The sequence below is a fragment of the Agrococcus sp. TF02-05 genome, from assembly GCF_017565345.1.
Classification (GTDB): domain Bacteria; phylum Actinomycetota; class Actinomycetes; order Actinomycetales; family Microbacteriaceae; genus Agrococcus; species Agrococcus pavilionensis.
Map to the genome: position 1 here is coordinate 156309 of NZ_JAGEKO010000007.1, position 25084 is coordinate 181392.

The 25084-nt window shown below is 72.2% G+C and carries 24 protein-coding genes and 2 tRNA genes; 3 read left to right on the top strand and 23 right to left on the bottom strand.

What is annotated here, in order from left to right; all coding sequences use genetic code 11:
- Positions 1-54: 54 nt before the first annotated feature.
- Entirely contained in the window at positions 55-1914 is a 1860-nt protein-coding gene (gene pknB / locus JQT67_RS08150) for a Stk1 family PASTA domain-containing Ser/Thr kinase (protein WP_208064240.1), read from the top strand.
- Between the two features lie 18 nt (positions 1915-1932).
- On the opposite strand, the gene JQT67_RS08155 is transcribed toward pknB, so the two are convergent.
- The 3 genes from JQT67_RS08155 to JQT67_RS08165 are packed head-to-tail and all read right to left on the bottom strand — an operon-like array spanning position 1933 to position 3550.
- Positions 1933-2601, bottom strand: coding sequence for an aminodeoxychorismate/anthranilate synthase component II (locus JQT67_RS08155; protein ID WP_208064241.1), 669 nt, complete (start codon positions 2599-2601; stop codon positions 1933-1935).
- Positions 2598-2789, bottom strand: a complete 192-nt coding sequence (locus JQT67_RS08160; protein ID WP_307864270.1) for a hypothetical protein — start codon at positions 2787-2789, stop codon at positions 2598-2600. The genes JQT67_RS08155 and JQT67_RS08160 overlap by 4 nt, the downstream gene beginning before the upstream one ends.
- Positions 2786-3550, bottom strand: a complete 765-nt coding sequence (locus tag JQT67_RS08165; protein WP_208064242.1) for a class E sortase — start codon at positions 3548-3550, stop codon at positions 2786-2788. The genes JQT67_RS08160 and JQT67_RS08165 overlap by 4 nt, the downstream gene beginning before the upstream one ends.
- A 40-nt stretch (positions 3551-3590) precedes the next feature.
- Here JQT67_RS08165 and JQT67_RS08170 point away from each other — a divergent pair, with 40 nt between their 5' ends.
- A complete protein-coding gene (locus tag JQT67_RS08170; RefSeq protein ID WP_021010622.1) occupies positions 3591-3851 on the top strand; it encodes a cell division protein CrgA in 261 nt (86 codons plus the stop codon).
- A gap of 56 nt (positions 3852-3907) precedes the next feature.
- Here JQT67_RS08170 and JQT67_RS08175 read toward each other — a convergent pair whose 3' ends face one another.
- Positions 3908-4654: a rhomboid family intramembrane serine protease gene (locus JQT67_RS08175; RefSeq protein WP_208064243.1), complete on the bottom strand. Its 747-nt coding sequence runs from the start codon at positions 4652-4654 to the stop codon at positions 3908-3910.
- A 126-nt stretch (positions 4655-4780) separates the two neighbouring features.
- Positions 4781-5320, bottom strand: coding sequence for a peptidylprolyl isomerase (locus JQT67_RS08180; protein ID WP_208064244.1), 540 nt, complete (start codon positions 5318-5320; stop codon positions 4781-4783).
- 141 nt (positions 5321-5461) lie between these two features.
- Here JQT67_RS08180 and JQT67_RS08185 point away from each other — a divergent pair, with 141 nt between their 5' ends.
- On the top strand, positions 5462-6061 hold the full coding sequence (locus JQT67_RS08185; RefSeq protein WP_208064245.1) for a hypothetical protein: 600 nt from the start codon (positions 5462-5464) through the stop codon (positions 6059-6061).
- A gap of 81 nt (positions 6062-6142) precedes the next feature.
- Here JQT67_RS08185 and JQT67_RS08190 read toward each other — a convergent pair whose 3' ends face one another.
- The 18 genes from JQT67_RS08190 to gnd all read right to left on the bottom strand — a co-directional run bounded on the left by JQT67_RS08190 (position 6143) and on the right by gnd (position 25072).
- Positions 6143-6328 carry a hypothetical protein gene (locus tag JQT67_RS08190; protein ID WP_208064246.1) on the bottom strand — a complete coding sequence of 62 codons (186 nt, stop codon included), beginning with the start codon at positions 6326-6328 and terminating at the stop codon, positions 6143-6145.
- Positions 6329-6331: 3 nt separating this feature from the next.
- Positions 6332-6766, bottom strand: a complete 435-nt coding sequence (locus JQT67_RS08195; protein ID WP_021010617.1) for an NUDIX hydrolase — start codon at positions 6764-6766, stop codon at positions 6332-6334.
- Between the two features lie 21 nt (positions 6767-6787).
- Complete coding sequence (locus tag JQT67_RS08200) at positions 6788-8092, bottom strand: DUF2254 domain-containing protein (RefSeq protein WP_021010616.1); 1305 nt, start codon at positions 8090-8092, stop codon at positions 6788-6790.
- Entirely contained in the window at positions 8089-9957 is a 1869-nt protein-coding gene (locus JQT67_RS08205; protein ID WP_208064247.1) for a BCCT family transporter, read from the bottom strand. Before JQT67_RS08205 ends, JQT67_RS08200 begins: the two co-directional genes overlap by 4 nt.
- A gap of 80 nt (positions 9958-10037) precedes the next feature.
- Entirely contained in the window at positions 10038-11429 is a 1392-nt protein-coding gene (locus JQT67_RS08210) for a threonine/serine exporter ThrE family protein (protein ID WP_243755809.1), read from the bottom strand.
- Between the two features lie 65 nt (positions 11430-11494).
- On the bottom strand, positions 11495-12289 hold the full coding sequence (locus JQT67_RS08215) for an SDR family oxidoreductase (RefSeq protein WP_208064248.1): 795 nt from the start codon (positions 12287-12289) through the stop codon (positions 11495-11497).
- A 37-nt stretch (positions 12290-12326) separates the two neighbouring features.
- A tRNA-Ala gene (locus JQT67_RS08220) sits at positions 12327-12402 on the bottom strand.
- Between the two features lie 32 nt (positions 12403-12434).
- Positions 12435-12511 (bottom strand) — tRNA-Ile (locus JQT67_RS08225).
- Between the two features lie 62 nt (positions 12512-12573).
- A complete protein-coding gene (locus tag JQT67_RS08230) occupies positions 12574-12981 on the bottom strand; it encodes a DUF3566 domain-containing protein (protein ID WP_021010613.1) in 408 nt (135 codons plus the stop codon).
- Positions 12978-15641, bottom strand: a complete 2664-nt coding sequence (gyrA, locus tag JQT67_RS08235) for a DNA gyrase subunit A (RefSeq protein WP_208064249.1) — start codon at positions 15639-15641, stop codon at positions 12978-12980. Before gyrA ends, JQT67_RS08230 begins: the two co-directional genes overlap by 4 nt.
- Before the next feature lie 12 nt (positions 15642-15653).
- Positions 15654-17693: a DNA topoisomerase (ATP-hydrolyzing) subunit B gene (gene gyrB, locus JQT67_RS08240; RefSeq protein WP_021010611.1), complete on the bottom strand. Its 2040-nt coding sequence runs from the start codon at positions 17691-17693 to the stop codon at positions 15654-15656.
- 276 nt (positions 17694-17969) lie between these two features.
- Positions 17970-19400: a GntP family transporter gene (locus JQT67_RS08245; RefSeq protein ID WP_208064250.1), complete on the bottom strand. Its 1431-nt coding sequence runs from the start codon at positions 19398-19400 to the stop codon at positions 17970-17972.
- Positions 19400-20299 (bottom strand): NAD(P)-dependent oxidoreductase, encoded by a 900-nt coding sequence (locus JQT67_RS08250; RefSeq protein ID WP_208064251.1) that lies wholly within the window; start codon positions 20297-20299, stop codon positions 19400-19402. Before JQT67_RS08250 ends, JQT67_RS08245 begins: the two co-directional genes overlap by 1 nt.
- Positions 20300-20335: 36 nt before the next feature.
- Positions 20336-21736: a four-carbon acid sugar kinase family protein gene (locus tag JQT67_RS08255; protein ID WP_307864271.1), complete on the bottom strand. Its 1401-nt coding sequence runs from the start codon at positions 21734-21736 to the stop codon at positions 20336-20338.
- A gap of 100 nt (positions 21737-21836) precedes the next feature.
- The gene (locus tag JQT67_RS08260; RefSeq protein WP_021010607.1) at positions 21837-22535 is read right to left on the bottom strand and encodes a FadR/GntR family transcriptional regulator; all 699 of its coding nucleotides are present in this window, start codon (positions 22533-22535) and stop codon (positions 21837-21839) included.
- A gap of 73 nt (positions 22536-22608) precedes the next feature.
- Positions 22609-23103 carry a DUF721 domain-containing protein gene (locus JQT67_RS08265; protein WP_021010606.1) on the bottom strand — a complete coding sequence of 165 codons (495 nt, stop codon included), beginning with the start codon at positions 23101-23103 and terminating at the stop codon, positions 22609-22611.
- Positions 23096-24187, bottom strand: coding sequence for a DNA replication/repair protein RecF (recF, locus tag JQT67_RS08270; protein WP_208064253.1), 1092 nt, complete (start codon positions 24185-24187; stop codon positions 23096-23098). The genes JQT67_RS08265 and recF overlap by 8 nt, the downstream gene beginning before the upstream one ends.
- Entirely contained in the window at positions 24188-25072 is an 885-nt protein-coding gene (gene gnd / locus JQT67_RS08275) for a phosphogluconate dehydrogenase (NAD(+)-dependent, decarboxylating) (RefSeq protein ID WP_208064254.1), read from the bottom strand.
- Between the last annotated feature and the right edge of the window lie 12 nt (positions 25073-25084).

The following is a 25084-nucleotide window of genomic DNA, read 5'->3' on the forward strand; positions in this document are numbered from 1 at the left end:
GACCGATCCCCCGTCCCGGGGAGCGGCGAGCCACGCACGAGGAGAGGAGCCGCGATGACCGACAGCATCATCGCGTCGCTGCGGACCCTCGGCGACCGCTACGAGATCGGCGAGCTCATCGGGCAGGGCGGCATGGCCGAGGTGCACCTCGCGCGCGACACCCGGCTCGACCGCCAGGTCGCGGTGAAGCTGCTCAAGCCCGAGCTCTCGCGGGATCCCGAGTTCCGCACGCGCTTCCGCCAGGAGGCGCAGTCCGCGGCGCGCATGTCGCACCCGACCGTCGTGCGCGTCTTCGACGCGGGCGAGGAGCCCGCGGTCGACTCGAGCGGCCAGCCGGCCGCGGTGCCGTACATCGTCATGGAGTACATCGACGGCCGGATGGTGAAGGACATCATCGCCGAGGGTCCGCTCCCCGAGTCGGAGGCCGTGCGGATCACGAAGGGCATCCTGACCGCCCTCGAGTACTCGCACCGGGCCGGCATCGTGCACCGCGACATCAAGCCCGGCAACGTCATGGTGACGCCCGGCGGCCAGATCAAGGTCATGGACTTCGGCATCGCCCGCGCCGTCTCCGAGACGAGCGCGAACGTCGCGCAGACCGGCATGATCCTCGGCACGGCCCAGTACTTCTCGCCCGAGCAGGCGAGGGGCGAGGCCGTCGACGCCCGCACCGACCTCTACTCCACCGGCGTCATCCTCTTCGAGCTCCTGACCGGCCGCGCCCCCTTCGAGGCCGACACCCCGGTCGGCGTCGCCTACCAGCACGTCGCCGAGGAGCCCCCGACGACGTCGTCGATCACGCCCGGCATCACGCCCGAGATGGACTCGATCGTCGCGAAGGCGCTCGAGAAGCCGCGCGACGACCGCTTCCAGTCGGCGACCGAGTTCAAGCAAGCGCTCGACGACGCCCTCGCGGGCGTGCTCGTGCCCTTCGAGAAGACCGAGACGGCGCCGCTCGAGATCGGCGCCGCGACGACGATGTTCGCCGCCCTCACCGCCGACGAGCCGGAGCCCGAGGCGGAGGGCGGACCGGTCGCGACGCAGCGCGACCGCCGACCGCCGGTCGCGTGGCTGTGGGGCGCGGCGGCGCTCATCGCCGTGCTCGTCGTCGTCGCCGTCGCGTGGGCGACGAACTTCCTCAACCTCCCGATCGCAGGCCTCTCGACGAACGTGCCCGAGGTCGCCGGCCTCACCGAGGACGAGGCGATCGCGGCCGTCGAGGCCGCGGACCTCGAGGCCGAGGTGCGCCGGATGATCGACGAGGCGGAGCTCGGCACGGTGCTGCGCTCGGAGCCCGGGCCCGGCGTGCGACTCTCCCCCGGCAGCCCGGTGACGATCGTCGTCTCCAACGGGCCGCCGCCGGTGCCGCTCATCAGCGTCGCGAACCTCACCGAGCAGCAGGCGCGGCAGGCGCTCGAAGCCGCGGGCTACGTCGTCGGCGAGGTCTCGCGCGCGACGTCGCCGACCGTCGCGATCGACCGCGTCATCAGCACCGAGCCGAGCGCCGGCACCGACGTCACGCGCGGCGAGACCATCGACATCCAGCTCTCGAACGGCCTCGTGACCGTGCCGGACGTCGTCGGCCAGTCGCTCTCGAGCGCGCAGTCGCAGCTCGAGAACCTCGGGCTGTCGGTGCGGCGGTCGACGACCACCGCGTGCACCGCCGCGAACGTCGTGACCGCGCAGTCGGTCGCGGCCGAGAGCGACGTCGCGCAGGGCAGCAGCGTCACCGTGACGTACTGCGTGCGCCGCGCCGCGCCGCCCGCGCCCCCGCGGCAGAGCACGCCGCCGGCCGATCCCGCCCCCGCGCCCCCTCCCGGCGACGATGACGGCGACGACGGCGGCAACGGCGGGAACGGCAACGGCAACGGCAACGGCAACGGCAACGGCGGCCGGAACGGCGGCGGCGGCTGAACCGCGGCGCGCGAGCCCTCAGCGCTGCGGCGGCGGGGCGAGCGTGACGAGCGGCGCGCGGCCCGCGGCGAGCTCGGCGGCGCCGTCGAGCCCGGCCGACTCGAGCCAGTTGCCGAGCATCCGGTAGCCGCCCTCCGTCAGCACCGACTCGGGGTGGAACTGCACGCCCCACACGGGCGCGTCGCGGTGCTCGAGCGCCATGATGACGCCGCCCGCCGTCCGGTCGCCCTCCGGGTCGGGCACGGTCCGCGCGGTCACGCGCAGCGCATCCGGCACCGTCCCGTCGACGACCGCGAGCGAGTGGTAGCGCGTCGCGGTGAGCGGGCTCGGGAGCCCCTCGAAGACGGTCGAGCCGTCGTGCTCGACGAGGCTCGTCTTGCCGTGCATGAGCTCGGGCGCGTGGGTGACGACCCCGCCGAGCGCCTCGGCGATCGCCTGGTGCCCGAGGCACACCCCGAGCAGCGGCGTGCCGGCGTCGATCGCCGCGTGCACCATGGGGATCGAGACGCCCGCCTCGGCAGGCGTGCCCGGTCCGGGCGAGAGCAGCACGGCGTCCCAATCGGTGATCGCGCCGGCGTCGACCCGGTCGTTGCGCACGACCGAGACGTCGGCGCCGAGCTCCTGCAGGTAGCCGGCGAGCGTGTAGACGAAGCTGTCGAAGTTGTCGACGACGAGGATGCGGGTCATGCGTGGGCACTCGATCCGGGGTCGGATCCGGCGAAGGTCGGATCGGGGGTGGGGAAGAAGGACTGCATCACCCACGGGTAGACGTGGAAGACGAGCAGGTAGGCGGTGACGGCGAGCAGCGCGAGCACGATCGCGAGCCGCACGGGCCACGGCCCGGGCAGCGCGCGCCAGAGCGCCGCGTACATCATGCCCTCCCGAGGGTCGCGGCGAGCTCGAGCGGCATGCCGTCGTCGGCGCTCTGCCAGCCGACCCAGGTCGCGTAGGCGATGAGCCGGCCCGCCGCCGACCACTCGGGGTTGCACGTCGTGAGCGTGAGGTAGCGGCCGTCGGCCGGCACGTGCGGCAGCTGCGGCACGGGCGCGACGACCCTGACGGCCGTCGGCGGCACGTACTCGTGGTTGCGGAACTCGTAGACGTGCCACGCGCTCGCCGTCTGCACGTAGACGCGGTCGCCGATGCGCATCTCGTCGAGGTGCGTGAACGGCCCGCCCTGGCCGTTGCGGTGCCCGGCGACCGCGAAGTTGCCGAGCCCGCCGGGCATCGCCGACTCGCGGTAGTGGGCGAGCCCCTGGTCGAGGCTGTCGAGCACCGCGCGGCTCGTGCCCTCCCCCACGACGCGCTCGAACTCGCCGAGCCGCGGGATGTGCATGATCGCGAACGACTCGCGGTCGGCGGGAGCCGCCTCGAGCGGCGGCTCGTCGGTGCGGAGGGCGGATGCGTCGGCGATCGCTCCGCGCTCGAGGTGCTCGGGCACGAGGTCGGCGGCGAAGGCGCGGGCCGCCTGCTGCTGCTGCGCGCCGAGCACCGCGTCCGAGAGCCACACCTGCCAGCCGGCGTAGCCGAGCGCGAGCACCCCCGCGGTCAGGAGCAGCTCGCCGAGCACGCTCGAGACGGTCGCTCGGCGCCGGGGGCGCGCCGAGCGACGGGCGCGAGCGTCGAGGGCTGCCACCGCTCAATCCTAGGCGGCGACTGCACTAGCATGGGGTGCCATGAGCAGCGAGAAGTCCGTCGAGAGGGCCAAGGCCGATCGGAACCGGTCGGCGAAGGAGCGCTCGCCGCACGACGAGCAGCACAATCCGGCGTGGTTCAAGCCGGTGATGTTCGGCTTCATGATCGTCGGCTTCCTCTGGGTCATCGTCTACTACGTCTCGGGCACGACGCTGCCCATCGCGCAGCTCGGCTCCTGGAACATCGTGATCGGCTTCGGCGTGATGTTCATCGGCTTCATCATGACGACGCGCTGGAAGTAGTCGAATCACACCGGTGTAGTTCTCCCCAGCTGTGGAGAGAACTGTGGAGAACGACCTCAGAGGATCGAGGCGAGCCGCAGCGCGAACAGCGCCGCGAGCACGACCGCGATCCCGCCGATGACAAGCCACGCGGCCTTGGCCGCCTGATCGCCGCGCAGCCGCTTGTGCACGGCGCCGATCCCGAAGCCGAGCGCGAGCCCGATGACGAGCCCGCCGACGTGCGCCGCCCACGAGACGTTGCTGATCACGAACGTCAGCACGAGGTTGATGGCGACGATGATGAGGATGCTCGGCTGCACCCGCCCCACCATGCGCTGCATGCCGATGACCATGCCGAAGAGCGCGTAGATGGCTCCCGACGCGCCCACGACCGCCGAGAGCGGCGTGAGCCACGAGATCGCGACCGCGGCGCCCGCCGCGCTCACGACGTAGGCGGCGAGGAAGGGCAGCCTGCCGATGCGCTGCTCGATCGAGGGGCCGATGAGCCACAGGATGAGCATGTTGAAGCCGAGGTGCAGCACGCCCGCGTGCACGAGCGCGTAGCTGACGAAGCGCCACGGCTCGATGAGCGAGTACGGCAGGAAGAACAGCAGCGACGCCGCGATGTCACCCGGCAGCAGCTGCAGCGCGCCGACGATCGCCGTGACGGCGATGATCGACATCGTCACGGGCGCCGGCTGCGCGAACCAGCGGCGCGCGCGCCGGCCGACGGCGCTGCGCGGCGCACCGCTCGCCGCTCGCACCTGCCGCTGCAGGGTGCGCTGCTCGGCGGCGAGCTCGCGCACGCACTCCGGGCAGCGCACCCCGACAGGCGACGGCTGCTGGCACTCGCCGCACACCGTGCGCCCGCATCGCTGGCACAGCACCCAGCTCGCGCGGTCGGGGTGCCGGTAGCAGCGGTCGGCGGGCGCTGGGGATGACACCTCGGCTCAGGCCTCGGCGATCTCGATCGTCTCGATCACGACGTCCTCGAGCGGGCGGTCGCGGCCGTCGGTGGCGACGGCCTGGATCGCGTCGACGACGCCGCGCGACGCCTCGTCCTCGACGAGCCCGAAGATCGTGTGCTTGCCCTGCAGCCACGGCGTCGCGACGGTCGTGATGAAGAACTGCGAGCCGTTCGTGCCGCGGCCCGCGATCTTGCCGGCGTTGGCCATCGCGAGCACGTAGGGCGCGTTGAAGTCGAGGTCGGGGTGGATCTCGTCGTCGAACTGGTAGCCGGGGCCGCCGACGCCCTGGCCGAGCGGGTCGCCGCCCTGGATCATGAAGTCGGGGATGATGCGGTGGAAGACGACGCCGTCGTAGAGCGGGTCGGTCGAGGTCTTGCCGGTGCCGGGGTGCGTCCACTCGCGCTTGCCCGTGGCGAGCTCGACGAAGTTCTGCACGGTCTTGGGGGCGTGGTCGCCGAGGAGGTTGACCTTGATCTCGCCGAGGTTCGTGCGGATGATCGCGACAGCGGTGTGATGAGCCATGCCCCGATCCTCCCACAGCGCGCTTGGCGACAGCCGCGCGCGAGCGCCTGTTTCGGCGAGAGCGAAACCCTCGGAGCGTGGGTGACGCGTCCAGGAAAACCTGCAAGGATGACGCGCAGGCTCCACGACGGAAGGACAGACATGTCGCTCGAACTGACGCGCAAGCGCGCGAAGCAGGTCAAGAAGCTCCGCAAGCAGGCCGACAAGCTCATGGCCGAGCAGCGCGCGGTGAACCACCACGCGGCTGCGCTCGCCCGCGAGGCTCGCGAGCAGGCGCGCGCCTACAGCGCCGAGACGCTGCGCCCCGCCGCCGAGCGCGTCGTGCACCGCGGCAAGGAGGCCGGCATCGACCGGCTCTCGAAGGCCGCCCGCGGCTGGAACTCGAGTGTCGTGCCCGCGCTCGCGACGGGCCTCGGCTCGGTCGCCGCACTCGCGTCCATCGGCAAGGACGAGCGCGTGCAGAGCGCGATCGACAACGTCCGCCGCTACGCGACGGTCCCCGACCTCGCCCTGTCGACGCCGGCGAAGTCGGGCCCGAACGCCTGGCAGTGGATCCTCATCGGCGTCGGCTCCGTCGCCGTCGTGAGCGCCGCCTACGCCGCGTGGCAGACGCTGCGCGCCGACGACGACCTGTGGATCCCCGACGCCGAGGACACCGCGGTCGACGCGCCCGCGCGCCCGTTCGACCAGCCGGCCGGCGGCATCGCCGACGGCCCCGAGGCCGGCGCCCCCCAGGCCTGAGCCGTCTGAGCCCCCGAGCGAAGGGCCCCCGTCCGCGGGGGCCCTTCGTCGTGCGCGGTCCGGGCCCTCGTCGAGCGCTGATCAGGACAGCGCGGCGCCGATCGCGACGAGGATGCCGCCGAGCACGAGCATGCCGCCCGCGAGCATGAACGAGCGGATGCGGCGCTCGGGCTCGCGACCCTGGCGCATGGTGCGCACGGAGTCGATGCCGCTGATGACGCACGAGACGACCATGAGGCCGATGCCGAGAACGATGAGGGGATGCATGGGTCAGCGGAGCGGCGAGCCGTGGTCGTCGATGTGCCGGATCGCCCAGTCGACCGCGTGCACGTGGCGCAGGGCCGGCACGTCGGCGAGCCGGTGCCACGCGACGTCGTCGGTCGTGCCGTCGACCTCGACCGCGAGCTCGCCGCCGGTGATCTCGGCGCGGTAGAGGATGCGCAGGGCCTGCATCTCGTCGCCGCGCGCGGTCGTGGGGAGCACCGCGGAGTCGACGCCGAGCAGGCTCGTGAGCCGCACGTCGTAGCCGGTCTCCTCGCGCACCTCGCGGACGGCGCCGTCCGCGGGATGCTCGCCGGGCTCGACACCGCCTCCCGGCAGCGTCCACCCGGCCATGTCGCCCTCGTTCCAGTGCGGCAGCAAGATCTCGCGCTCGTCGCCCTCGCCCCTCGTGATCAGGGCGTAGGCAGCCACTCGCATGCGCATCCGGTCATCCTACGGCTACGGCTACGGCTGCGGCTGCTGCTGGGCCGCGACGACGGCTTGTGCGCGCTCGCGCCAGCGGGCGATCGCCGGCCGATGCGCCGCCAGCGCGACTTGCGCCAGGTCGTCGAGCATGGCCTCGATCCGCCGCGGCACCTGCAACGACCCGCGGCCGTAGTGCAGCGGCTCCGCCAGCGCGAGGTCGATGAGCTGCTCCACGCGCTGAGGCCGATGCACGAGCCGCACGACCCCGCCGCTCCGGACGAGCGCGGGCAGATCGGCCCGCGTCACCGCTCGGCGGAGGATCCGGTGGACCTCGTCGAGCACCTGCACCGCCGTCGCCGGGTCGTTGATCCCCGGCGAGAGCGCACGGTCCGCGATGTCGATGAGCTTGCGCACGCCGAGGGCCGGATCCTGGCCCGGGATGCGATCCTGCTCGACCACGACGAGACCTCGCAGCGCGTCGAGCGCGTCCTCGCCGAGCGCTCCGAGCCCGGGCTCGTGCCAGATCCGCAGCACCGGTCGGCCCTCGGCCGCGAAGTCACCCACCGGGAGCAGCACCTCGATCACGGCATCGAGGTCGACGGCGCGAGCGACGAGCTCGCGGTGATCCACCTCCACGATCGCCCCGTGCTGCCGCGCCTCGACCGTGCGCGCCTCGAGCGAGCCCTCGGGCTGCCAGGAGTCGCGCGCCGGCAGGGCGCGCAGGCCGGTCGGCTCCGGGTAGTAGCCGTCGACGACGTCGACCGTCGCGCTGCCCAGGTGCGACACGATCGACGAGACCTGGATCGACCGGGTGATGTGGTGGATGAACGCGAGGAACATGCCAACGCTCGCGAGCACCAGCACGAAGCCGAGCGTGACGGACACCTGTGGCACGAACGCGCCGCCGTCGCCGGACTCGCCCCGCACCGAGCGCAACACCGTCAGCGCGTAGGTGAAGCTCGCGGCGAAGATGCCGAGGGTCGCTTGCGTGACCCGGTTCGAGAGGAAGTCACCCAGCACTCGAGGGCTGTACTGGCTGCTCGCCAGCTGCACCACGACCATCGTGATCGAGAAGACGAGCCCGGTCACCGAGATCATCGCACCCGCGATGGTGCCGAGCATGTCCCTCGCGCCGCTGGGGCCGCCGGGGAAGACGTAGGGGAGCTCATCGCCCACGAGCCGGTCGAGCTCGGGCACGAGGTAGCCGGCGAGCACCGACGCCACCACGATCGCCATCGGCAGCACCCAGAACGGACGCCACGCGCGCTGCCACGCGCTGCTCGACCGAGTCCTCGGCAGCGCGCTGACGTCGGCCGGTCCGACATCGGCGCCGCCGTGCATCATGCTCCGGTCGGGGCCTGCGGAGGGCCGCTCGCACCGCCGTCCGGCCGCGCCTCGGCACCCCGCCAGTGCTCGTCCGGCCGGTGCTCGTCGGCGGGCGCGAGCGTCGGGTCGACCGACTGCGTCGGCACGAGCTCGCCGACCCCCTCCCCCGGCGCCGTCTGCTCGACGGTGAGCTGGAAGTCGTCGCCGTGCTCCGTGACGCCGGCGACGACGGCTTGCTCGACCGCCGCGACGGCGTAGCGGCGCCGCACGACCATGGGATCGAGCGCGAGGTCCTTGGCGAGCGCGGCCGCGAGCCCGATCATCACCACGACGAACGGGAGCGCGGCGATGACGGTGACCTGCTGCAGGCCCGTGAGGGCGTCCTCGCCGCCGAGCAGCAGCATGATCGCCGCGACGGCGCCCGTCGCGACGCCCCAGAAGATCACCGTGCGCCGCGCCGGCTGGAGCGAGCCGCGGTGCGACAGGGTGCCCATCACGACCGAGGCGGCGTCGGCCCCCGAGATGAAGAAGATCGCCACGAGCACCATGACGACGATCGACGAGATCTGCGCGAGCGGCAGCTCGGCGAGCGCCTGGAACAGCGTCGACTCCGGCGTGCCGCTGCTGCCGAGGTCGGTGCCGCCGAGCTCGAGGTCGAGCCCCAGGCCGCCGAAGATCGCGAACCAGACGAGAGAGACGAGCGTGGGCGCGACGAGCACACCGGTGACGAACTGGCGGATGGTGCGACCGCGCGAGATGCGCGCGATGAACATGCCGACGAACGGCGTCCAGCTGACCCACCACGCCCAGTAGAAGATCGTCCAGCCCGAGAGCCAGGCCGCGACCTCGGGGCCGCCGGCGGCCTCGGTGCGGGCCGACATGACCGCGAGCTGCTCGACGTAGCCGCCGATCGTGGTCGGGAGCAGGTTGAGGATGAAGACCGTGGGCCCGACGACGAACACGAACAGCGCGAGCACCCCCGCGAGCACCATGTTGATGTTCGAGAGCCACTTGATGCCGCGCGAGATGCCCGAGACCGCCGAGACGACGAAGGCGAGCGTCAGGACCGCGATGACGGCGACGAGCAGGCCGTTCCCCACCGCGCCGAGCCCCGCGACGATCTCGATGCCCGAGCCGATCTGGAGCGCGCCGAGGCCGAGCGAGGTCGCCGATCCGAAGAGGGTCGCGAAGATCGCGAACACGTCGATCGCGCGCCCGATGGGACCCTCGACCGTGCGGCGGCCCAGCAGGCTCGTGAAGGCGGCCGAGACGGTGAGCGCCCGGCGCTTCCGGAAGACGCTGTAGGCGAGCGCGAGCCCCACGACCGAGTAGATCGCCCACGGGTGCAGCGACCAGTGGAACATCGTCGTGGCCATCGCGGTCCGCACGGCGAGCGCCTCGTCGCCGCCGCCGGTGCCGGGAGGCGGCGCGACGAGGTGGCTCACCGGCTCGGTGACGCCGAAGAAGACGAGGCCGATGCCCATCCCGGCCGAGAACATCATCGCGATCCAGGAGACGGTGCTGAACTCCGGCTCCTCGCTGTCGTCGCCGAGCGGGATCCGGCCGAACCGGCTCGCGGCGATCCAGATGACGAAGACGACGAAGCCCGAGGCCGCGAGCGCGAAGAGCCAGCCCGTGCTCCCGACGACCCAGTCGAGCCCGGCGGCGGAGGCGGTCGCGAGCGACTCGGTGCCGACGGCCCCCCAGATGACGAAGGCGAGCGCGACCGCCGCCGCGACGCCGAACACGACGCGGTCGACCGGTCGGCGCTCCGGCGATTCGGTCGCGCGCGGCGGCACGTCGAGCGCGGGGTGCAGCCGCTTCGGCCGTCGCGGCTGCCGCTGCCGTCGCCCGGAGCCGGTGCCGGCGTCGTGCTCGCCCATGCTTCCTCCAGTGCCTCCGCCGATGCGCACGGCGCGCATCCGTGACCTCGACACCGTAGACCCGGCGGCTGGAAGCGGCGTCAGCGCGGGCGCGCCCGGCCGCGCATCCGGCTCTCGACGGAGTCGCGGAGCGGCGCGCCGAGGAAGAGCCCGAGCGAGGCGCCGGAGGCGAGCGCGAGCCCGACCGCGCCCGCGCCGATGAGGGTCGCGACGCCGAGCACGAGGCTCGTCGGCGAGCCGTCGGACTCGACGAGCTCGAGCAGCCCGCGGAACACGGCGTAGCCCGGCACGAGCGGCACGATCGCGGCGGTCGTCACGGCGATGGAGGGCACGTGCAGCCGGTGCCCGATGATGATGCCGATGAGGCTCGCGACGAGCGCGCCGATGCCGCTCGCGACCGGGGCGCCGGCCCCGGCGCCCGAGCCGAGCGTGAAGCCGATCCACGCGAGGCCGCCGAGCAGCGCGCTCACGAGCGTCGTGCGCAGGCGCGCGCCGTTCATGATCGCGACGGCGATCGCGATGATGACGGCTCCCGCGAGCTGGAGCGGCAGCGGGCCGAGCGCCGGTGCGTCGCTCGTGACCACGAAGCCCATCCCGAGCGAGCTCGCGAGCGAGAGCCCGCCGAGGATGCCGAGCACGACGCCGAGGGTCGACAGCACGAGGTCGAGGATGCGTCCGCCCGCCGTGAGCGAGAAGCCGTCGATGGCGTCCTGCGCGGCACCGACGACCGAGAGCCCCGCGAGCATGAGCACGATGCCGGCCGCGATGATGATCGACGGCCGCACGTCGGCGAGCAGCGGCACGCCGAGGCGCGCGAGCGCGCTCGTCGCGGTCGCGGCCGCGGTGACGACGAGCGCGCCCGCGATCTGCGAGAAGAAGAACGGCACGCGCAGCCTCGCCATGGCGCGCTGCGCGACTGCGGCGGCGCACGCGGCGAGGAAGGCGATGACGCCGATGATCCACGAGGCGCCGAAGAGCAGCGTGACGCCGACCGAGAGCATGCCCTGCGCGAGCACGACGATCGTCGGCCGGTAGAGGAAGGGCGTCCGCCGGATCGCGTGGAAGCGGGCTCGTGCGTGCTCGAGGTCGAGCCCGGCCTCGATGTCGACGACGAGCGCCTGCAGGCGCTGCAGCTTCGCGTGGTCCGGGATCGGCGCGCGCACGACGCGGAGGAGCGTGATGGGCAGGTCGTCGTGGTTGCGGTGGTACGAGACGCCGATCGAGTTGTAGGTGACGTCGACGTGCACGGGGCGGATGCCGAGGGCGGCGGCGACGCGCGTGGTCGCGAGCGTCACGTCGTTCGCCGACGCCCCGACGGTCAGGAGCGCCTCGGCGATGCGCATCGCGAGGTCGATGACCTTGCGCGCGTGCACCTCGTCGATCGTCAGGAGCGCCTCGGTCATCGGCCGCGACGCGGGGTCGGTGCGGATCGCGCGCGCGATGCGCTGCCGCCAGTCCTGCCGTCCGTCCATCCCTCCCATCCTCGCATCCGCCAGGACGTCGGCCGGGATGCCGGCAGGGATGCCGGGCGGGCTCGTCAGCCCTCGCGCCAGTCGTCGCCCTCGAGGTGCGACCCGGCCTGCGGGCCCATCTGCAGCATGCCGCCGTCGACGACCCACGAGGCGCCGGTCACGTAGCCGGCCTCGGGCGAGGCGAGGAACGCGATGACGGCGGCGACCTCGCGGGCATCGCCGGGGCGGCCGAGCGGCACCCCGGGGCGGCGCGTGCCCCGCGGGTCCTCGTCCTCCTGCCCCGTCATGGGCGTAGCGATCTCGCCCGGGGCGACGCTGTTGGCGGTGATGCCATGCTGGCCCAGCTCGAGCGCGATCGTCTTGACGAGGCCGCCGAGCCCGTGCTTCGCGGCGTCGTACGCGCTCGACCCGACGCGCGGCTGGTGCTCGTGCACGCTCGTGACGGCGATGAGGCGCCCGCCGCGGCCGCCGGCGACCATGCGCCGCGCCGCGGCCTGGAGGCACACGAACGCGCCGTCGAGGTCGGTCGCCACGATCTCGCGCCACTCGTCGACCTGCAGGTCGAGGAAGGCCGTGCTCGAGCCGGTGCCCGAGCTGTGCACGAACACGTCGAGGCCGCCGAGCCGGGCGGCGAGGTCGTCGACGACGCCCGCGGCTCCCGCGAGGTCGGTCGTGTCGAGCCGCGCGACCTCGGCGCGGCGGCCGTGCCAGCGCACCTCCTCGGCGGTGCGCTCCGCACCCGCCTCGTCGGTGTGCCACGTGATGCCGACGTCGAGCCCTGCCTCGGCGAGGGCGACGGCCGTCGCGCGGCCGATGCCGGAGTCGGAGCCCGTGACGATCGCGGTGCGCGCGGTGTCCATGGCGAGCACGGTAACCCCGCGCGGCCCGGCGGACCAGTGGTGGAGCCTGGGAGAATCGAACTCCCGACATCCTGCTTGCAAAGCAGGCGCTCTACCAACTGAGCTAAGGCCCCGTGGCCGGCGGGCCGGCCGTGGGAGTTGTGCGTGGTGGGGCTACCTGGACTCGAACCAGGGACCTCTTCGTTATCAGCGAAGCGCTCTAACCGCCTGAGCTATAGCCCCGAGCACAATCATCGATGCTACCACGCGCGCCGGTGTGCTCGGGACCACGGCGCGCGCTCGTCCTACTGGTTGGCGAAGCCGACCTGCAGGCCGCCCGTCAGCCGCACCGAGAGGTTGTAGAGCACGGCGATGACCGCGCCGAGCACCGTGATGACGACGAAGTTCAGCACCGCGACGAGCAGCGTGAACATCATCACCTGCGGCAGCGACAGCAGCGACGTGATCGCGAACTCGGGATCGGCGAGGATGTCGCGCATCACCTCGTCGACCTTGCCGAACAGCCCGACGACCTGGAGCAGGCTCCACATCACGAAGACCACGACGACCTGGACGATGCCGAGCACGAGCCCGAGCACCGCCGAGACCTTCATGGCCGACCAGAAGTCGATGTGCACGAGGCGCAGTCTCACCTGCTTGCTCGAGCCGCTGCGCCGAGGCGTCTTGCTCTGCAGCTTCTCGGCGATGCTCATTCGTCGGTCTCCTCGGTGGGCTCGTCGTCGGTCGAATCGGCGTCGGCCGAGTCCGTGGCGTCCACGATAGCGTCCTCCGCCTCCGCGATCGCGACCTGGGCGACGCCGGTCTGCGCATCCTGCGCGGGCGACGTGGCCGGCTGGTTCGCGGCATCCTCCACGGCGTCCTCGACCTCCTCCTCGACGTTGCGCGCGATCGAGATCACGAGGTCGGTCGTCGACTTCTCGGCGAACTGCACGCCCATCGTCGTGCGGCCGGTCGCGCGCACCTCGTCGACGCTCGAGCGGATGACCTTGCCGGAGCTGCGGATGAGCAGCAGCTCGTCGCCGTCGTGCACGATCGTCGCGCCGACGAGGGCGCCGCGGTCGTGGTCGCCCGACGAGAAGGTGAGCACGCCCTGCGTGCCGCGGCCCTTCGACGGGTAGTCGGCCACCGGGGTCTTCTTGCCGAAGCCCTGCTCCGTCACGACGAAGACGTAGCCGTCGTCGCCGATGACCATCGCCGCGAGCGCCTCGTCGCCGTCCTTGAGCCGGATGCCCCGCACGCCACCCGTCGCGCGGCCCATGGGCCGCAGCGCCTCGTCGGTCGCGGCGAAGCGCGCCGCCCGGCCCTGCTTGCTGATGACGAGGATCTCGTCGTCGGAGTTCGCGAGCATCGCGGAGATGACGCGGTCGTCCTCGGCGAGGTTGATCGCGATGATGCCGCCGGAGCGGTTCGTGTCGAACAGCTCGAGCCGCGTCTTCTTCACCTGGCCCTGCTGCGTCGCGAGCACGAGGTAGTCGGCCTGGTCGTAGCGGCGCAGCTGCAGCACGGTCTGCACGCGCTCGTCGGGCTGGAAGGCGAGCAGGTTCGCGACGTGCTGGCCCTTCGCGTCGCGGCCCGCCTCGGCGATCTCGTACGCCTTCATCCGGTAGACGCGGCCGAAGTTCGTGAAGAACAGCAGCCAGTCGTGCGTCGACGTGACGCCGAAGTGCTCGACGATGTCGTCGCTGCGCAGCTGCGCGCCGCGCACGCCCTTGCCGCCGCGGTGCTGCGCGCGGTACTGGTCGATGCGCGTGCGCTTGATGTAGCCGCCGGTCGTGAGGCTCATCACGACCTGCTCCTCGGGGATGAGGTCCTCCATCGAGACGTCACCGCCGTAGCCGTGCATGATCTCGGTGCGGCGGTCGTCGCCGTGCTTCGCCACGATCTCGCGCAGCTCGTCGACGATGATCTGCCGCTGCCGCTCGGGCTTGGCGAGGATGTCCTTGTAGTCGGCGATGAGGCGGCGCAGCTCCTCCGCCTGATCCTGGATCTTCTGCCGCTCGAGCGCGGCGAGCCGGCGCAGCTGCAGCTCGAGGATCGCGTTCGCCTGCCGCTCGTCGACCCCGAGCAGCTCCATGAGGCCCGTGCGGGCGTCGTCGGGCGTCGGAGAGCGGCGGATGAGCGCGATGACCTCGTCGAGGGCGTCGAGGGCCTTGAGGTACCCCTCGAGGATGTGCATCCGCTCCTCTTCGCGCGCGAGCCGGAACTGCGTGCGGCGGACGATGACCTCGACCTGGTGGTCGGCCCAGTGCCCGATGAAGCCGTCGAGCGAGAGCGTGCGCGGCACGCCGTCGACGATCGCGAGCATGTTCGCGCCGAAGTTCTCCTGCAGCTGCGTCTGCTTGTAGAGGTTGTTGAGCACGACCTTCGCGACCGCATCGCGCTTGAGCGTGATGACGAGGCGCTGACCCGTGCGGCCCGAGGTCTGGTCCTCGATGTTGGCGATGCCCTGCAGCTTGCCGTCCTTGACGAGGTCGGCGATGCGCACCGCGAGCCGGTCGGGGTTCACCTGGTAGGGCAGCTCGGTGATGACGAGCGCCGTGCGGCCCTGGATCTCCTCGACCGTGACGACGGCGCGCATCGTGATCGAGCCGCGGCCGGTGCGGTAGGCCTCCTCGATGCCCTTCGTGCCGAGGATCTGCGCCCCGGTCGGGAAGTCGGGCCCCTTGATGCGCTCCATGAGAGCCGTGAGCAGCTCCTCCTTCGACGCATCCGGGTGCTCGAGGTGCCAGATCGCGCCGTCGGCGACCTCGCGGAGGTTGTGCGGCGGGATGTTCGTGGCCATGCCGACCGCGATGCCGACCGAGCCGTTGACGAGCAGGTTGGGGAACCGCGCGGGCAGCACCGACGGCTCCTGGGTGCGGCCGTCGTAGTTGTCCTGGAAGTCGACGGTGTCCTCGTCGATGTCGCGCACCATCTCGAGCGCGAGGTGCGACATCTTCGTCTCGGTGTACCGCGGGGCCGCCGCCTCGTCGTCGCCGGCCGAGCCGAAGTTGCCCTGCCCGAGTGCGAGCGGGTAGCGCAGGCTCCACGGCTGCACGAGGCGCACGAGGGTGTCGTAGATCGCCGTGTCGCCGTGCGGGTGGTACTGCCCCATGACGTCGCCGACGACGCGCGAGCACTTCGAGAAGGCCTTGTCGGGCCGGTAGCCGCCGTCGTACATCGCGTAGATCACGCGGCGGTGCACGGGCTTGAGGCCGTCGCGCACCTCCGGCAGCGCTCGCCCGACGATGACGCTCATCGCGTAGTCGAGGTACGAGCGCTGCATCTCGAGCTGCAGGTCGACCTGCTCGATCGCGCCGTGGTTGGGGGCGTCGCGGTCGAAGGGCTCCGCAGGGGTGGTCTCGTCAGTCATCGTCTCTCAACCTCAGATGTCCAGGAAGCGCACGTCGCGCGCGTTCTTCTGGATGAAGGATCGGCGGGCCTCGACGTCCTCGCCCATGAGGGTCGAGAAGATCGCGTCGGCCACGGCGGCGTCGTCGAGCGTCACCTGCTTGAGCGTGCGGGTCTCGGGATCCATCGTCGTCTCCCACAGCTCGCTGTAGTTCATCTCGCCGAGGCCCTTGTAGCGCTGCACGCCGTTGTCCTTCGGCATGCGCTTCCCGCTCGCCTGGCCCTCGGCGATGAGCGCGTCGCGCTCCCGGTCGCTGTACGCGTATTCGTGGTCGGCGTTCGTCCACTTGATCTTGTACAGCGGCGGGGCCGCGAGGTAGACGTAGCCCATGTCGATGAGCGGGCGCATGTAGCGGAACAGCAGCGTGAGCAGCAGGGTCGTGATGTGCTGCCCGTCGACGTCGGCATCGGCCATGAGCACGATCTTGTGGTACCTCGCCCTCGACGGGTCGAAGTCCTCGCCGAGGCCCGCGCCGAACGCGGTGATCATCGACTGGATCTCGGCGTTGCCGAGCGCCCGGTCGAGCCGCGCCTTCTCGACGTTGAGCACCTTGCCTCGCAGCGGCAGGATCGCCTGCGTGTAGGGGTTGCGCCCCTGCACCGCGGAGCCGCCGGCGGAGTTGCCCTCGACGAGGAAGATCTCCGAGATCGCCGGGTCCTTCGACTGGCAGTCCTTGAGCTTGCCGGGCATGCCGCCCGACTCGAGCAGGCCCTTGCGACGCGTCTGCTCGCGCGCCTTGCGCGCGGCGATGCGGGCGGTCGCGGCACCGATCGCCTTGCGCACGATCTCCTTCGCCATCGCCGGGTTCGACTCGAACCAGTGGCCGAGCTCCTCACCCGTGACGCGCTGCACGAACGACTTCGCCTCGGTGTTGCCGAGCTTCGTCTTCGTCTGGCCCTCGAACTGCGGCTCGCCGAGCTTGACCGAGACGATCGCCGTGAGCCCCTCGCGCACGTCGTCGCCGGAGAGGTTCTCGTCCTTCTCCTTCAGCAGGTTGGTCTGCCGGGCGTACTTGTTGACGAGCGTCGTGAGCGCCGCGCGGAAGCCCTCCTCGTGCGTGCCGCCCTCGTGCGTGTTGATCGTGTTGGCGTAGGTGTAGACGCCCTCCTGGTAGGAGGTCGTCCACTGCATCGCGATCTCGACCGAGATGCGGCGCTCGGTGTCCTCCGACTCGAAGTCGATGATCTCGGGGTGCACTGCCTCGGCCTTCTTCGACTCGTTGAGGTAGGCGACGTAGTCCTTGAGGCCCTGCTCGTAGAGGTACTCGTCGGAGCGCTGCCGCGGCTCGGCGCCCTCCTCGTCGGCGTCGGGCTCGATGAGCGCCTCGGGGCGCCGGTCCTCGATCGCGATGCGCAGCCCCTTGTTGAGGAACGCCATCTGCTGGAAGCGCTTCGCGAGCGTCTCGTAGTCGAACTCGACCGTCTCGAAGATCTCGGGGCTCGGCCAGAAGGTGAGCGTCGTGCCGGTCTCGTCGGTCGCCTCGCCGGAGACGAGCGGGCCCTCGGGCTCGCCGACGCGGAACGACTGCCGGTGCACTCGGCCCTGGCGCTTGATCTCGACCTCGAGGCGCGACGAGAGCGCGTTGACGACCGAGGAGCCGACGCCGTGCAGGCCGCCGGAGACGGCGTAGCCCCCGCCGCCGAACTTGCCGCCCGCGTGGAGCACGGTGAGCACGACCTCGACGGTCGACTTCGAGGGGTCGGACGAGTGGGGGTCGACGGGGATGCCGCGGCCGTTGTCGGTGACGCGCACGCCGCCGTCGGGCAGGATCACGACGTCGATGCTGTCGCAGTAGCCGGCGAGCGCCTCGTCGACCGCGTTGTCGACGATCTCGTAGACGAGGTGGTGCAGGCCGCGGGGCCCGGTCGAGCCGATGTACATGCCCGGGCGCTTGCGCACCGCCTCGAGTCCCTCGAGGATCTGGATCTGATCGGCGCCGTAGTCGCCCTGGGTGGGAGGCTGCGACGGCTTCGCCGTCTGGTCGTCGGGCTGCGTCTCGTGCTCGTTCGCCATGCTTCTCCCGGTGCGTCTCGCGCGACCGCCATGCGGCGGCGCAACCCTCCGATCCTACCGCGGAACGGCATCCGAGGCCCGCCAACGCGCGCCTGTGGTGGACGATCGGCCTGCGCCACGAGAGAACAGTCTCCCGAAAGCGCGTTCTGCGGCCCTGGACGCTCCGAGCGGTCTTCCCGGGCCGATCGCGGACCGGGGTCGATACCCGCCGCCGAACGCCGAGCGGCCCGGGACCTGTCGGTCCCGGGCCGCCGGAGGGCATCCGCCGTGGGTCGCTCAGCCCATCGGGATGACGATCCAGAGCGCCCACGTGATGAGGAAGCCGAGCACGCCGAGCACGGTCGTGAGCACCGTCCACGTGCGCAGGCCGTCCTTGACCGAGAGGCCGAGGTAGCGCGTGACGATCCAGAAGCCGGAGTCGTTGACGTGGCTGAGTCCGAGCGCGCCGTAGCCGATCGCGACCGCGAAGAGCGCGAGGTGGATCGGGTCGAGCCCGAGCCCCGCGACCGCCGGGATGAGGAGGCCCGAGGCGGTCGTGATCGCGACGGTCGCCGAGCCCTGCGCGGCGCGCATGATGAGCGAGATGAGGAAGCCGAGCAGCAGCACCGGCATGCCGGAGGCGGCCATGACGTCGGCGACGGCGCCGCCGATGCCCGTCTCGGTGAGGATGCGGCCGAACGCGCCGCCGGCTCCCGTGACGAGGATGATGACCGCGGCGGCCGGCAGCGCCGACTCCATGACCTCGCCGAGGTGGCTCGCCGACCAGCCGCGGCGCACGCCGAGCGCGATCATCGCGACGCCGATCGCGACCATGAGGGCGAAGATCGGCTGGCCGATCATCGAGAGGAAGCCGTGCCAGAAGCTGCCGACCTCCATCGAGGGCGCGATCGTCGTGCCGACCATGATGAGCGCGAGCGGCAGGATGATGATCGCGAGGATCGTCCAGGCGCTCGGCGCCTTCTCGCCCTCGGCGAGCGAGCTGCCGCCGCCCACGGTGTCGGCCTCGGTGCCGAAGGAGTCGAACATCGCCTTCGTCGCCGGCAGCATCGCGAACTCGCGCCGGTTCATGCGCTTCGCGACGAAGTACGAGGCGAAGGCGAGCGGCACGGAGATGACGAGCGAGAGGATCGTCACCCAGCCGATGTCGGCGCCGAGGATCGTCGCGCCGCCGACGATGCCGGGGTGCGGGGGCACCGCGACGTGCACGGCGAGCATGATGCCCGCGATCGGGAGGCCGAACTTCATCGGGCTCAGCCCCGCCGCCTTCGAGAAGGCGTAGATGATGGGGATGAGGATGATGAAGCCCGCGTCGAAGAAGACGGGGATCGCGAGGATGCCCGCGGCCGCGGTGAGGGCGACCGCGACGCGCTTCGGCCCGAGCCAGCTCGTGAACCTGCCGGCGAGCGACTCGGCGCCGCCCGAGATCTCGATGATCTTGCCGAGCATCGAGCCGAGCGCGACCAGCACGGCGACCGAGCCGAGCGTGCCGCCGACGCCGGCGATGATCGCCTGGATGACACCGAGCCGCTCGGGGGCGTCGTCGGTCGCCGGGATGGTCGTGAGCGGCAGGCCCGCGACGATGCCGACGATGATCGAGGTGAGCAGCAGGGCGTAGAACGCCTGCACCTTGAAGCGGATGATGAGCAGCAGCAGGAGCCCGATGCCGCCGAGGCCGATGGCGATCAGCACGCCGAGGGGGTACTCCATCACCGCACCTCCCCGCGCAGCGTCGGGGCGACGACGCGGATGACCGCGGAGTCGTCGAGGTGGCCGAGGCCCTGCGCCTCGCCGAGCAGGAAGAGCTGCTCGGCGGCGGCCGCGACGGGCGCGGCGAGGTGGTGGGCACGGGCCGCCGCGCCGACGATGCCGAGGTCCTTCACGAAGATGTCGAGCCGGCTGAGCACCTCGGCGCCGTCCTCGTCGTAGGCCTGCAGCGCGCGGGGCCCGCGGTTGCCGAGCATGAACGAGCTCGCGGCGCCGGCCGTGAGCGCCTCGAGGGTGCGCTCGCGGTCGAGCCCGAGCGCGTCGGCGAGGGCGAGCGCCTCGGCGGCCGCGGCGATGTGCACGCCGCACAGCAGCTGGTTGACCGTCTTGAGCGCCTGCCCGTCACCGGGCTTGTCACCGACGATCGAGAGGGTCGAGGCGAGCTGCTCGAGCACGGGCCGCGCGGTCTCGAGCGCTGTGGGCTCGGCGCCGACGACGATGAGCAGGTCGCCCTCGCCGGCGCGCACGGGGCCGCCCGAGAGCGGCGCGTCGACGAGGTGCGCGCCGGAGGCGGCGAGCCGCTCGGCGATGTCGGCGATCCCTTCGGTGCCGACCGTGCTCGTGAGGATGACGACAGCGCCGTCGGCGAGGTGCGCGGCGAGGCCCGACTCGCCGAAGAGCAGCTCGCGGAGCTGCTCGCCGGTGCGCACGGCGACGAGGACGGCGTCGGCGCCCGCGACGGCGTCGGCGGCCGACGCGGCGGGCGCGACGCCCTGCTGCTCGGCGAGGGTGAGGCGCTCGGCCGCGATGTCGAATCCGCGGACGTCGAAGCGCGCGGCGAGCCGCGTCGCCATGGGGAGTCCCATGGCGCCGAGCCCGATGACGGCGACGGTGCTGGTCATGGCTGTTCCTGTTCCTGTATCTGAGGTCGTGGACGGTCAGTCGCCGAGCGTGCGGACGACGCGCGCGAGCGAGTCGGTGTCGCCGACGTTGCCGGCGAAGACGACGAAGGGGATGCCCTCGGCGGGCCCGGACTGGGGCTGCCAGAGCGAGACGATGCCCGGCAGCATGGGGCCGACGACGCGCGCGCGGCGGATGCGCAGCGCCTCGGTCGCGACGTCGCTCGAGGTGATGCCGCCCTTCGCGATGACGAAGCGGGGCGGCGCGAGCTCGAGCACGCGCGCGACGAGCTCGACGAGCCCGGCCGAGACGCGGCGCGCGATCTCGAGGCTCTCGGCGCCGTCGCGGCCCGTGACGAGCTCGCGGCTCGTGTGGACGATGACCGTGCCCGACGCGATCGCGCGCGCCACGGCATCCGCTTGCTCCGTGAGGTGCGCCTCGCGCCGGTCGTCGATGAGGGAGCGCACGTCGAGCTCGACGGTCGCGGTGCCGGGCCGGTCGGCGCGGAGCGCCTCGAGTTGCGCGGTCGTGAGCGGCACGTGGCTGCCGACCACGACGAGCCCGCCGCGCTCGTGCTGCGCGGCGATGTCGCCGGCGGTGACGGGCGCGGCGATCTCCTGCCCGATGTGGGCGCGCACGTAGGGCGGGCCGATGCGGAGGAGCGCGTCGATGCCCTCGCGGTCGAGCGCGTGGAGCGCGAGCGCGACCTGGCGCATGTCGTGCTCGTCGACGACGTCGACGGCGACGACGGTGCCGGGCGCGAGCCCGCGCAGGAACGAGGCGACCGCATCCGTGCCGGCGCGGATGACGTCGATCGTGAGCGCCGCGACCTCGTCGCGTGCGATGCGGCCCTCGGTCTTCTCGGCGACCCAGTCGCGGAGGTCGGACGAGCGGTAGCCGAACGTGGCGTCCTGCGCGAAGGCCGTCTCGCCCACGGGCGTCGCCTCGCCGTCGACGACCCAGTAGTGGACCGAGTCGACGGTGATCCGGCCGGCGTCGGGGAAGGCGGGGATGAGCATCGTGAGCCGCGGCGCCTCACCGCGCGCGGCGATCGCGTCGCGCAGCACGTCGGTCTCGAGCGGGAAGTGACCGCGGAGCGTCGAGTCGCCGCGGCTCACGAACGAGACCCGCTTCCCGGCGCGCTCGGCCGCCGCGAGCGCGACGTCGACGACCTCGAGGTTGCGCTCGGCGGCCTGCTGCTCGTCGAGCGAACGCGAGTTGGTGAGCACGTAGACGGCGGGGGCGTCCTGCGCGAGCGCCCAGTCGAGGTCCTCGGCCTCCCAGCGCGTGAGCACCGGGAGGTCGGCGACCGATTGCGTGCCGGTCGGGTCGTCGTCGAGTACGACGAGCACGAGGTCGCGGCTGCGAGCGGCGGCGACCTCGGCCGCCGAGATGTCGAGCGGGGCCGGCAGGGATGCCAGCAAGCCGTCGAGGTGCACGAGAACTCCCTTGTCCGCGGGATCGGCGCAGGCGATGCGCGAATCTGATGTCAGATATCTTCGATCACTCGACGCGGGGCTGTCAAGCCCCGCGCACGGTTCAGTCGCGCACGAGCGCGACGAGGTCGTCGCGCGTCTGCCGCATGTGGCTCGCCATCGCATCGCGCGCCGCGACCGGCACGCCCGAGCGGATCGCGTCGAGCACCGCCCGGTGCTGGTCGATCGCGTGCGCGCGGATCTCGTCGACGGCGCTCGTCTCGCCGCGCGTCTCGGCGAGCATCGAGGTGAGCGGGCGGAGCGCCGCGACGAGGATGCGGTTGTCGGCGGCGCGCATCACGACGTCGTGGAACTCGAGGTCCGCCTCGACGAATGCGTCGACGTCGCGCTCCTCGTGGTGCTGCCGCATGCGCGCGAGCGAGTCCTCGAGCGCCGCGAGGTGCTCCTCGGAGCGGCGCTCCGCCGCGAGCTCTGCGGCGCCGGTCTCGATCATCATGCGCACCTCGAGCAGCTCGAGCGACGACTGCCGCCGCTGCCCCGCGCTCCGCGCGTGCCGCACCACGGCATCCATGCCCGTCCACTCCGCCACCGGGGCGATGAGGTGACGGCTGCCGGGCACCTGCACGATGACGCCCTGCGCCTGCAGCAGGCGCACCGCCTCGCGCATCGTGAGGCGCGAGATGCCGAACTCGACGGCGAGCTGGCCCTCGGGCGGCAGCTGCTCCCCTGCGGTCAGGCGACCCTCGATGATCGCGTCGAGCAGTCGCTCGACGGCGTCGTGCGTGCGCGATGGGCGGGGCATGGCTCCTCCTCGAGACCTGGGGTATCTGACACCCTAGCCGCGGCCGCGACCCCCGTCGGTCAGCCCTCGTCCGTCATCCCCAAGTGTCGCGCGGCCCGCGCCCCGGCACCGAGCGGCGCCCGCGGTTGAAGCTCGGCAGGTCGGGCCCGATGAAGCGCACCGACTCGAGCCCGCAGTCGGGGAAGCGGGCGAGGATGCGCGTCGTGGTCTCGGCGCGCAGGATGCGCATCTGCTGCGTCCAGGCGGTCGAGGCGCAGCGCACCGTCAGCACGCCGTCCTCGAACGAGATCGGCTCGGTGCGGTCGGCGTTCTCGGCGCCGACGAGCTCGGGCCAGTGCGCCATCACGTCGGCGCGCGCGAGCGTCGTGGTCCAGCCGCGGTCCTCGGCGAAGCCGCCGAGCACGTCCCCGAGCGCGCGCGGGTCGCGCCCCTTCCCGAACGGCACAGATGCGTCGGGGTCGCGGCGCGAACGCCGGCGGCCGTCGCGCGTGACCTTCTCCGGGTCGCCGAACTTGGCCTTGAGGCGCATCCACACGCGCTCAGGCTCGGTGGGGGCGAGCTCACGCATCGAGCACCTCCCCGCGATCGATGCGGATGCGGTGGTGGCGGAGCGCGTCGGGCACGTCCTCCTCGACCGCGGCCGTGATGAGCACTTGCTCGAAGCGGCCCGCCGCCTCGGCGAGCCGCTGCCGGCGGCCGGCGTCGAGCTCGGCGAACACGTCGTCGAGGATCATGACCGGGTCGCCGCCCGAGCCGTCGCGCAGCAGCTCGGCGGAGCCGAGCCGGAGCGCGAGCGCGAACGACCACGACTCGCCGTGGCTCGCGTAGTGGCGGGCGAGCAGGTCGTTGAGCTGCAGCTCGAGGTCGTCGCGGTGCGGGCCGACGAGGCTCACGCCGCGATCGAGCTCGTCGCGGCGCCGCTCGGCGAGGATCGCGTGGAACGCCTCCGCCGAGTCGGGCACGTTCGTCGTCAGCTCGATGCGCGCCGCGTGCTCGTCGCCCGCGACGAGCCGGTAGGCCGCGTCGACGTGCGGCGCGAGGTCGGCCACGAGCGCGCGCCGCGTGCGCATGACCTCGAGCCCGAGCTCGACGAGCCGCCCGTCCCACACCTCGAGCGTCGTGAGGTCGTCGGGTCGCAGCCGCGCCGCGCGAGCGCTCTTCAGCAGCGAGTTGCGCTGCTTGAGCACGCGGTCGAGATCGCTGTGCACGCCGGCGAGGCGCGGCGCGCGCATGACCGAGAGCTCGTCGAGGAACCGCCGCCGGCCGCCGGGATCGGCACGCACGAGCTGCAGGTCCTCGGGGCTGAAGAGCACCGCCTGGAGGTAGCGCGGCAGGTCGCGGATGCGCACCGACTGACCGTTGGCCTGCGCGCGGTTCGCCCCGCGCGCGTTGAGCTCGACGTCGAGCTGGAAGCTGCGCTCGTCGTTCGTGACCGTGCAGCGCACGATCGCGCGCTCCTGGCCCGCGCGGATGAGCGCGAAGTCGTTCGGCACCCGATGGCTCGAGCCGGTCGCGATCCACACGAGCGACTCGACCATGTTGGTCTTGCCCTGCCCGTTGCGGCCGACGAGCAGGTTCGGACCGGCGACGAGCTCGACGTCCGCGGCGCGGTAGTTGCGGAAGTCGGTGAGGGCGAGTCGGCTGACCCGCACCTAGGCCTTCTTGATCGAGTGGCCGCCGAACTGGTTGCGGAGGGCGGCGACGGCCTTCATCGCGGGGCTGTCGTCCTGGCGCGACTCGAAGCGGGCGAAGAGCGAGGCCGAGATCGCCGGCATGGGCACCGCGTTCGCGATCGCCTCCTCGACCGTCCAGCGGCCCTCGCCCGAGTCGTCGACGTAGCCCTCGATCTCGGAGAGGTCGGCGTCCTCGTCGAGCGCGCGCACCATGAGGTCGAGCAGCCACGAGCGCACGACCGTGCCGCGCTGCCACGCGCGGAAGCTGCCGGCGACGTCGTGCACGCGCTCGGCGCGCTCGAGCAGCTCGAAGCCCTCGGCGTAGGCCTGCATGAGCCCGTACTCGATGCCGTTGTGCACCATCTTCACGTAGTGGCCGGCGCCGATCGGGCCCGCGTGCACGAAGCCCTCCTCGCGCGGCCCCTCCGGGCGCAGCGCGTCGAAGACGGGCATGAGCTCCTCGACGTCGGCGCGCTCGCCGCCGACCATGAGCCCGTAGCCGTTCTCGAGCCCCCAGATGCCGCCCGAGACGCCGACGTCGACGAAGCGGATGCCGCGCTCGGCGAGCAGCGCGGCGTGCCGGTCGTCCTCCGTGAAGCGCGTGTTGCCGCCGTCGATGACGAGGTCGCCCTCGGACAGCTTCGCCGCGAGCTCGGTGATCACCGCATCCGTGATCGCGCCGGCCGGCACCATGACCCACACGACGCGGGGCGACGGGAGCGCCGCGATGAGCGCGTCGACGCTCGGGACGTCGGTGAGCTCGGGGTTGTGGTCATACCCGGTGACCTCGATGCCGGCCGCGCGGAGGCGCTCGCGCATGTTGCCGCCCATCCGCCCGAGTCCGATGAGTCCGATGTGGGTCATGGTGCTCCTCGT

Bases quoted from the DNA above. Each gene is read 5' to 3' on its own strand.
- gyrB (WP_021010611.1), bottom strand. From the start codon at position 17,693: ATGGCGAACGAGCACGAGACGCAGCCCGACGACCAGACGGCGAAGCCG.
- gyrA (WP_208064249.1), bottom strand. From the start codon at position 15,641: ATGACTGACGAGACCACCCCTGCGGAGCCCTTCGACCGCGACGCCCCC.
- JQT67_RS08210 (WP_243755809.1), bottom strand. From the start codon at position 11,429: ATGGACGGACGGCAGGACTGGCGGCAGCGCATCGCGCGCGCGATCCGC.
- JQT67_RS08265 (WP_021010606.1), bottom strand. From the start codon at position 23,103: ATGCGTGAGCTCGCCCCCACCGAGCCTGAGCGCGTGTGGATGCGCCTC.
- JQT67_RS08185 (WP_208064245.1), top strand. From the start codon at position 5,462: ATGTCGCTCGAACTGACGCGCAAGCGCGCGAAGCAGGTCAAGAAGCTC.
- JQT67_RS08190 (WP_208064246.1), bottom strand. From the start codon at position 6,328: ATGCATCCCCTCATCGTTCTCGGCATCGGCCTCATGGTCGTCTCGTGC.
- JQT67_RS08260 (WP_021010607.1), bottom strand. From the start codon at position 22,535: ATGCCCCGCCCATCGCGCACGCACGACGCCGTCGAGCGACTGCTCGAC.
- JQT67_RS08170 (WP_021010622.1), top strand. From the start codon at position 3,591: ATGAGCAGCGAGAAGTCCGTCGAGAGGGCCAAGGCCGATCGGAACCGG.
- pknB (WP_208064240.1), top strand. From the start codon at position 55: ATGACCGACAGCATCATCGCGTCGCTGCGGACCCTCGGCGACCGCTAC.
- JQT67_RS08205 (WP_208064247.1), bottom strand. From the start codon at position 9,957: ATGGGCGAGCACGACGCCGGCACCGGCTCCGGGCGACGGCAGCGGCAG.
- JQT67_RS08155 (WP_208064241.1), bottom strand. From the start codon at position 2,601: ATGACCCGCATCCTCGTCGTCGACAACTTCGACAGCTTCGTCTACACG.
- JQT67_RS08215 (WP_208064248.1), bottom strand. From the start codon at position 12,289: ATGGACACCGCGCGCACCGCGATCGTCACGGGCTCCGACTCCGGCATC.
- JQT67_RS08180 (WP_208064244.1), bottom strand. From the start codon at position 5,320: ATGGCTCATCACACCGCTGTCGCGATCATCCGCACGAACCTCGGCGAG.
- JQT67_RS08245 (WP_208064250.1), bottom strand. From the start codon at position 19,400: ATGGAGTACCCCCTCGGCGTGCTGATCGCCATCGGCCTCGGCGGCATC.
- JQT67_RS08200 (WP_021010616.1), bottom strand. From the start codon at position 8,092: ATGATGCACGGCGGCGCCGATGTCGGACCGGCCGACGTCAGCGCGCTG.
- JQT67_RS08230 (WP_021010613.1), bottom strand. From the start codon at position 12,981: ATGAGCATCGCCGAGAAGCTGCAGAGCAAGACGCCTCGGCGCAGCGGC.
- JQT67_RS08250 (WP_208064251.1), bottom strand. From the start codon at position 20,299: ATGACCAGCACCGTCGCCGTCATCGGGCTCGGCGCCATGGGACTCCCC.
- gnd (WP_208064254.1), bottom strand. From the start codon at position 25,072: ATGACCCACATCGGACTCATCGGACTCGGGCGGATGGGCGGCAACATG.
- JQT67_RS08160 (WP_307864270.1), bottom strand. From the start codon at position 2,789: ATGATGTACGCGGCGCTCTGGCGCGCGCTGCCCGGGCCGTGGCCCGTG.
- JQT67_RS08195 (WP_021010617.1), bottom strand. From the start codon at position 6,766: ATGCGCATGCGAGTGGCTGCCTACGCCCTGATCACGAGGGGCGAGGGC.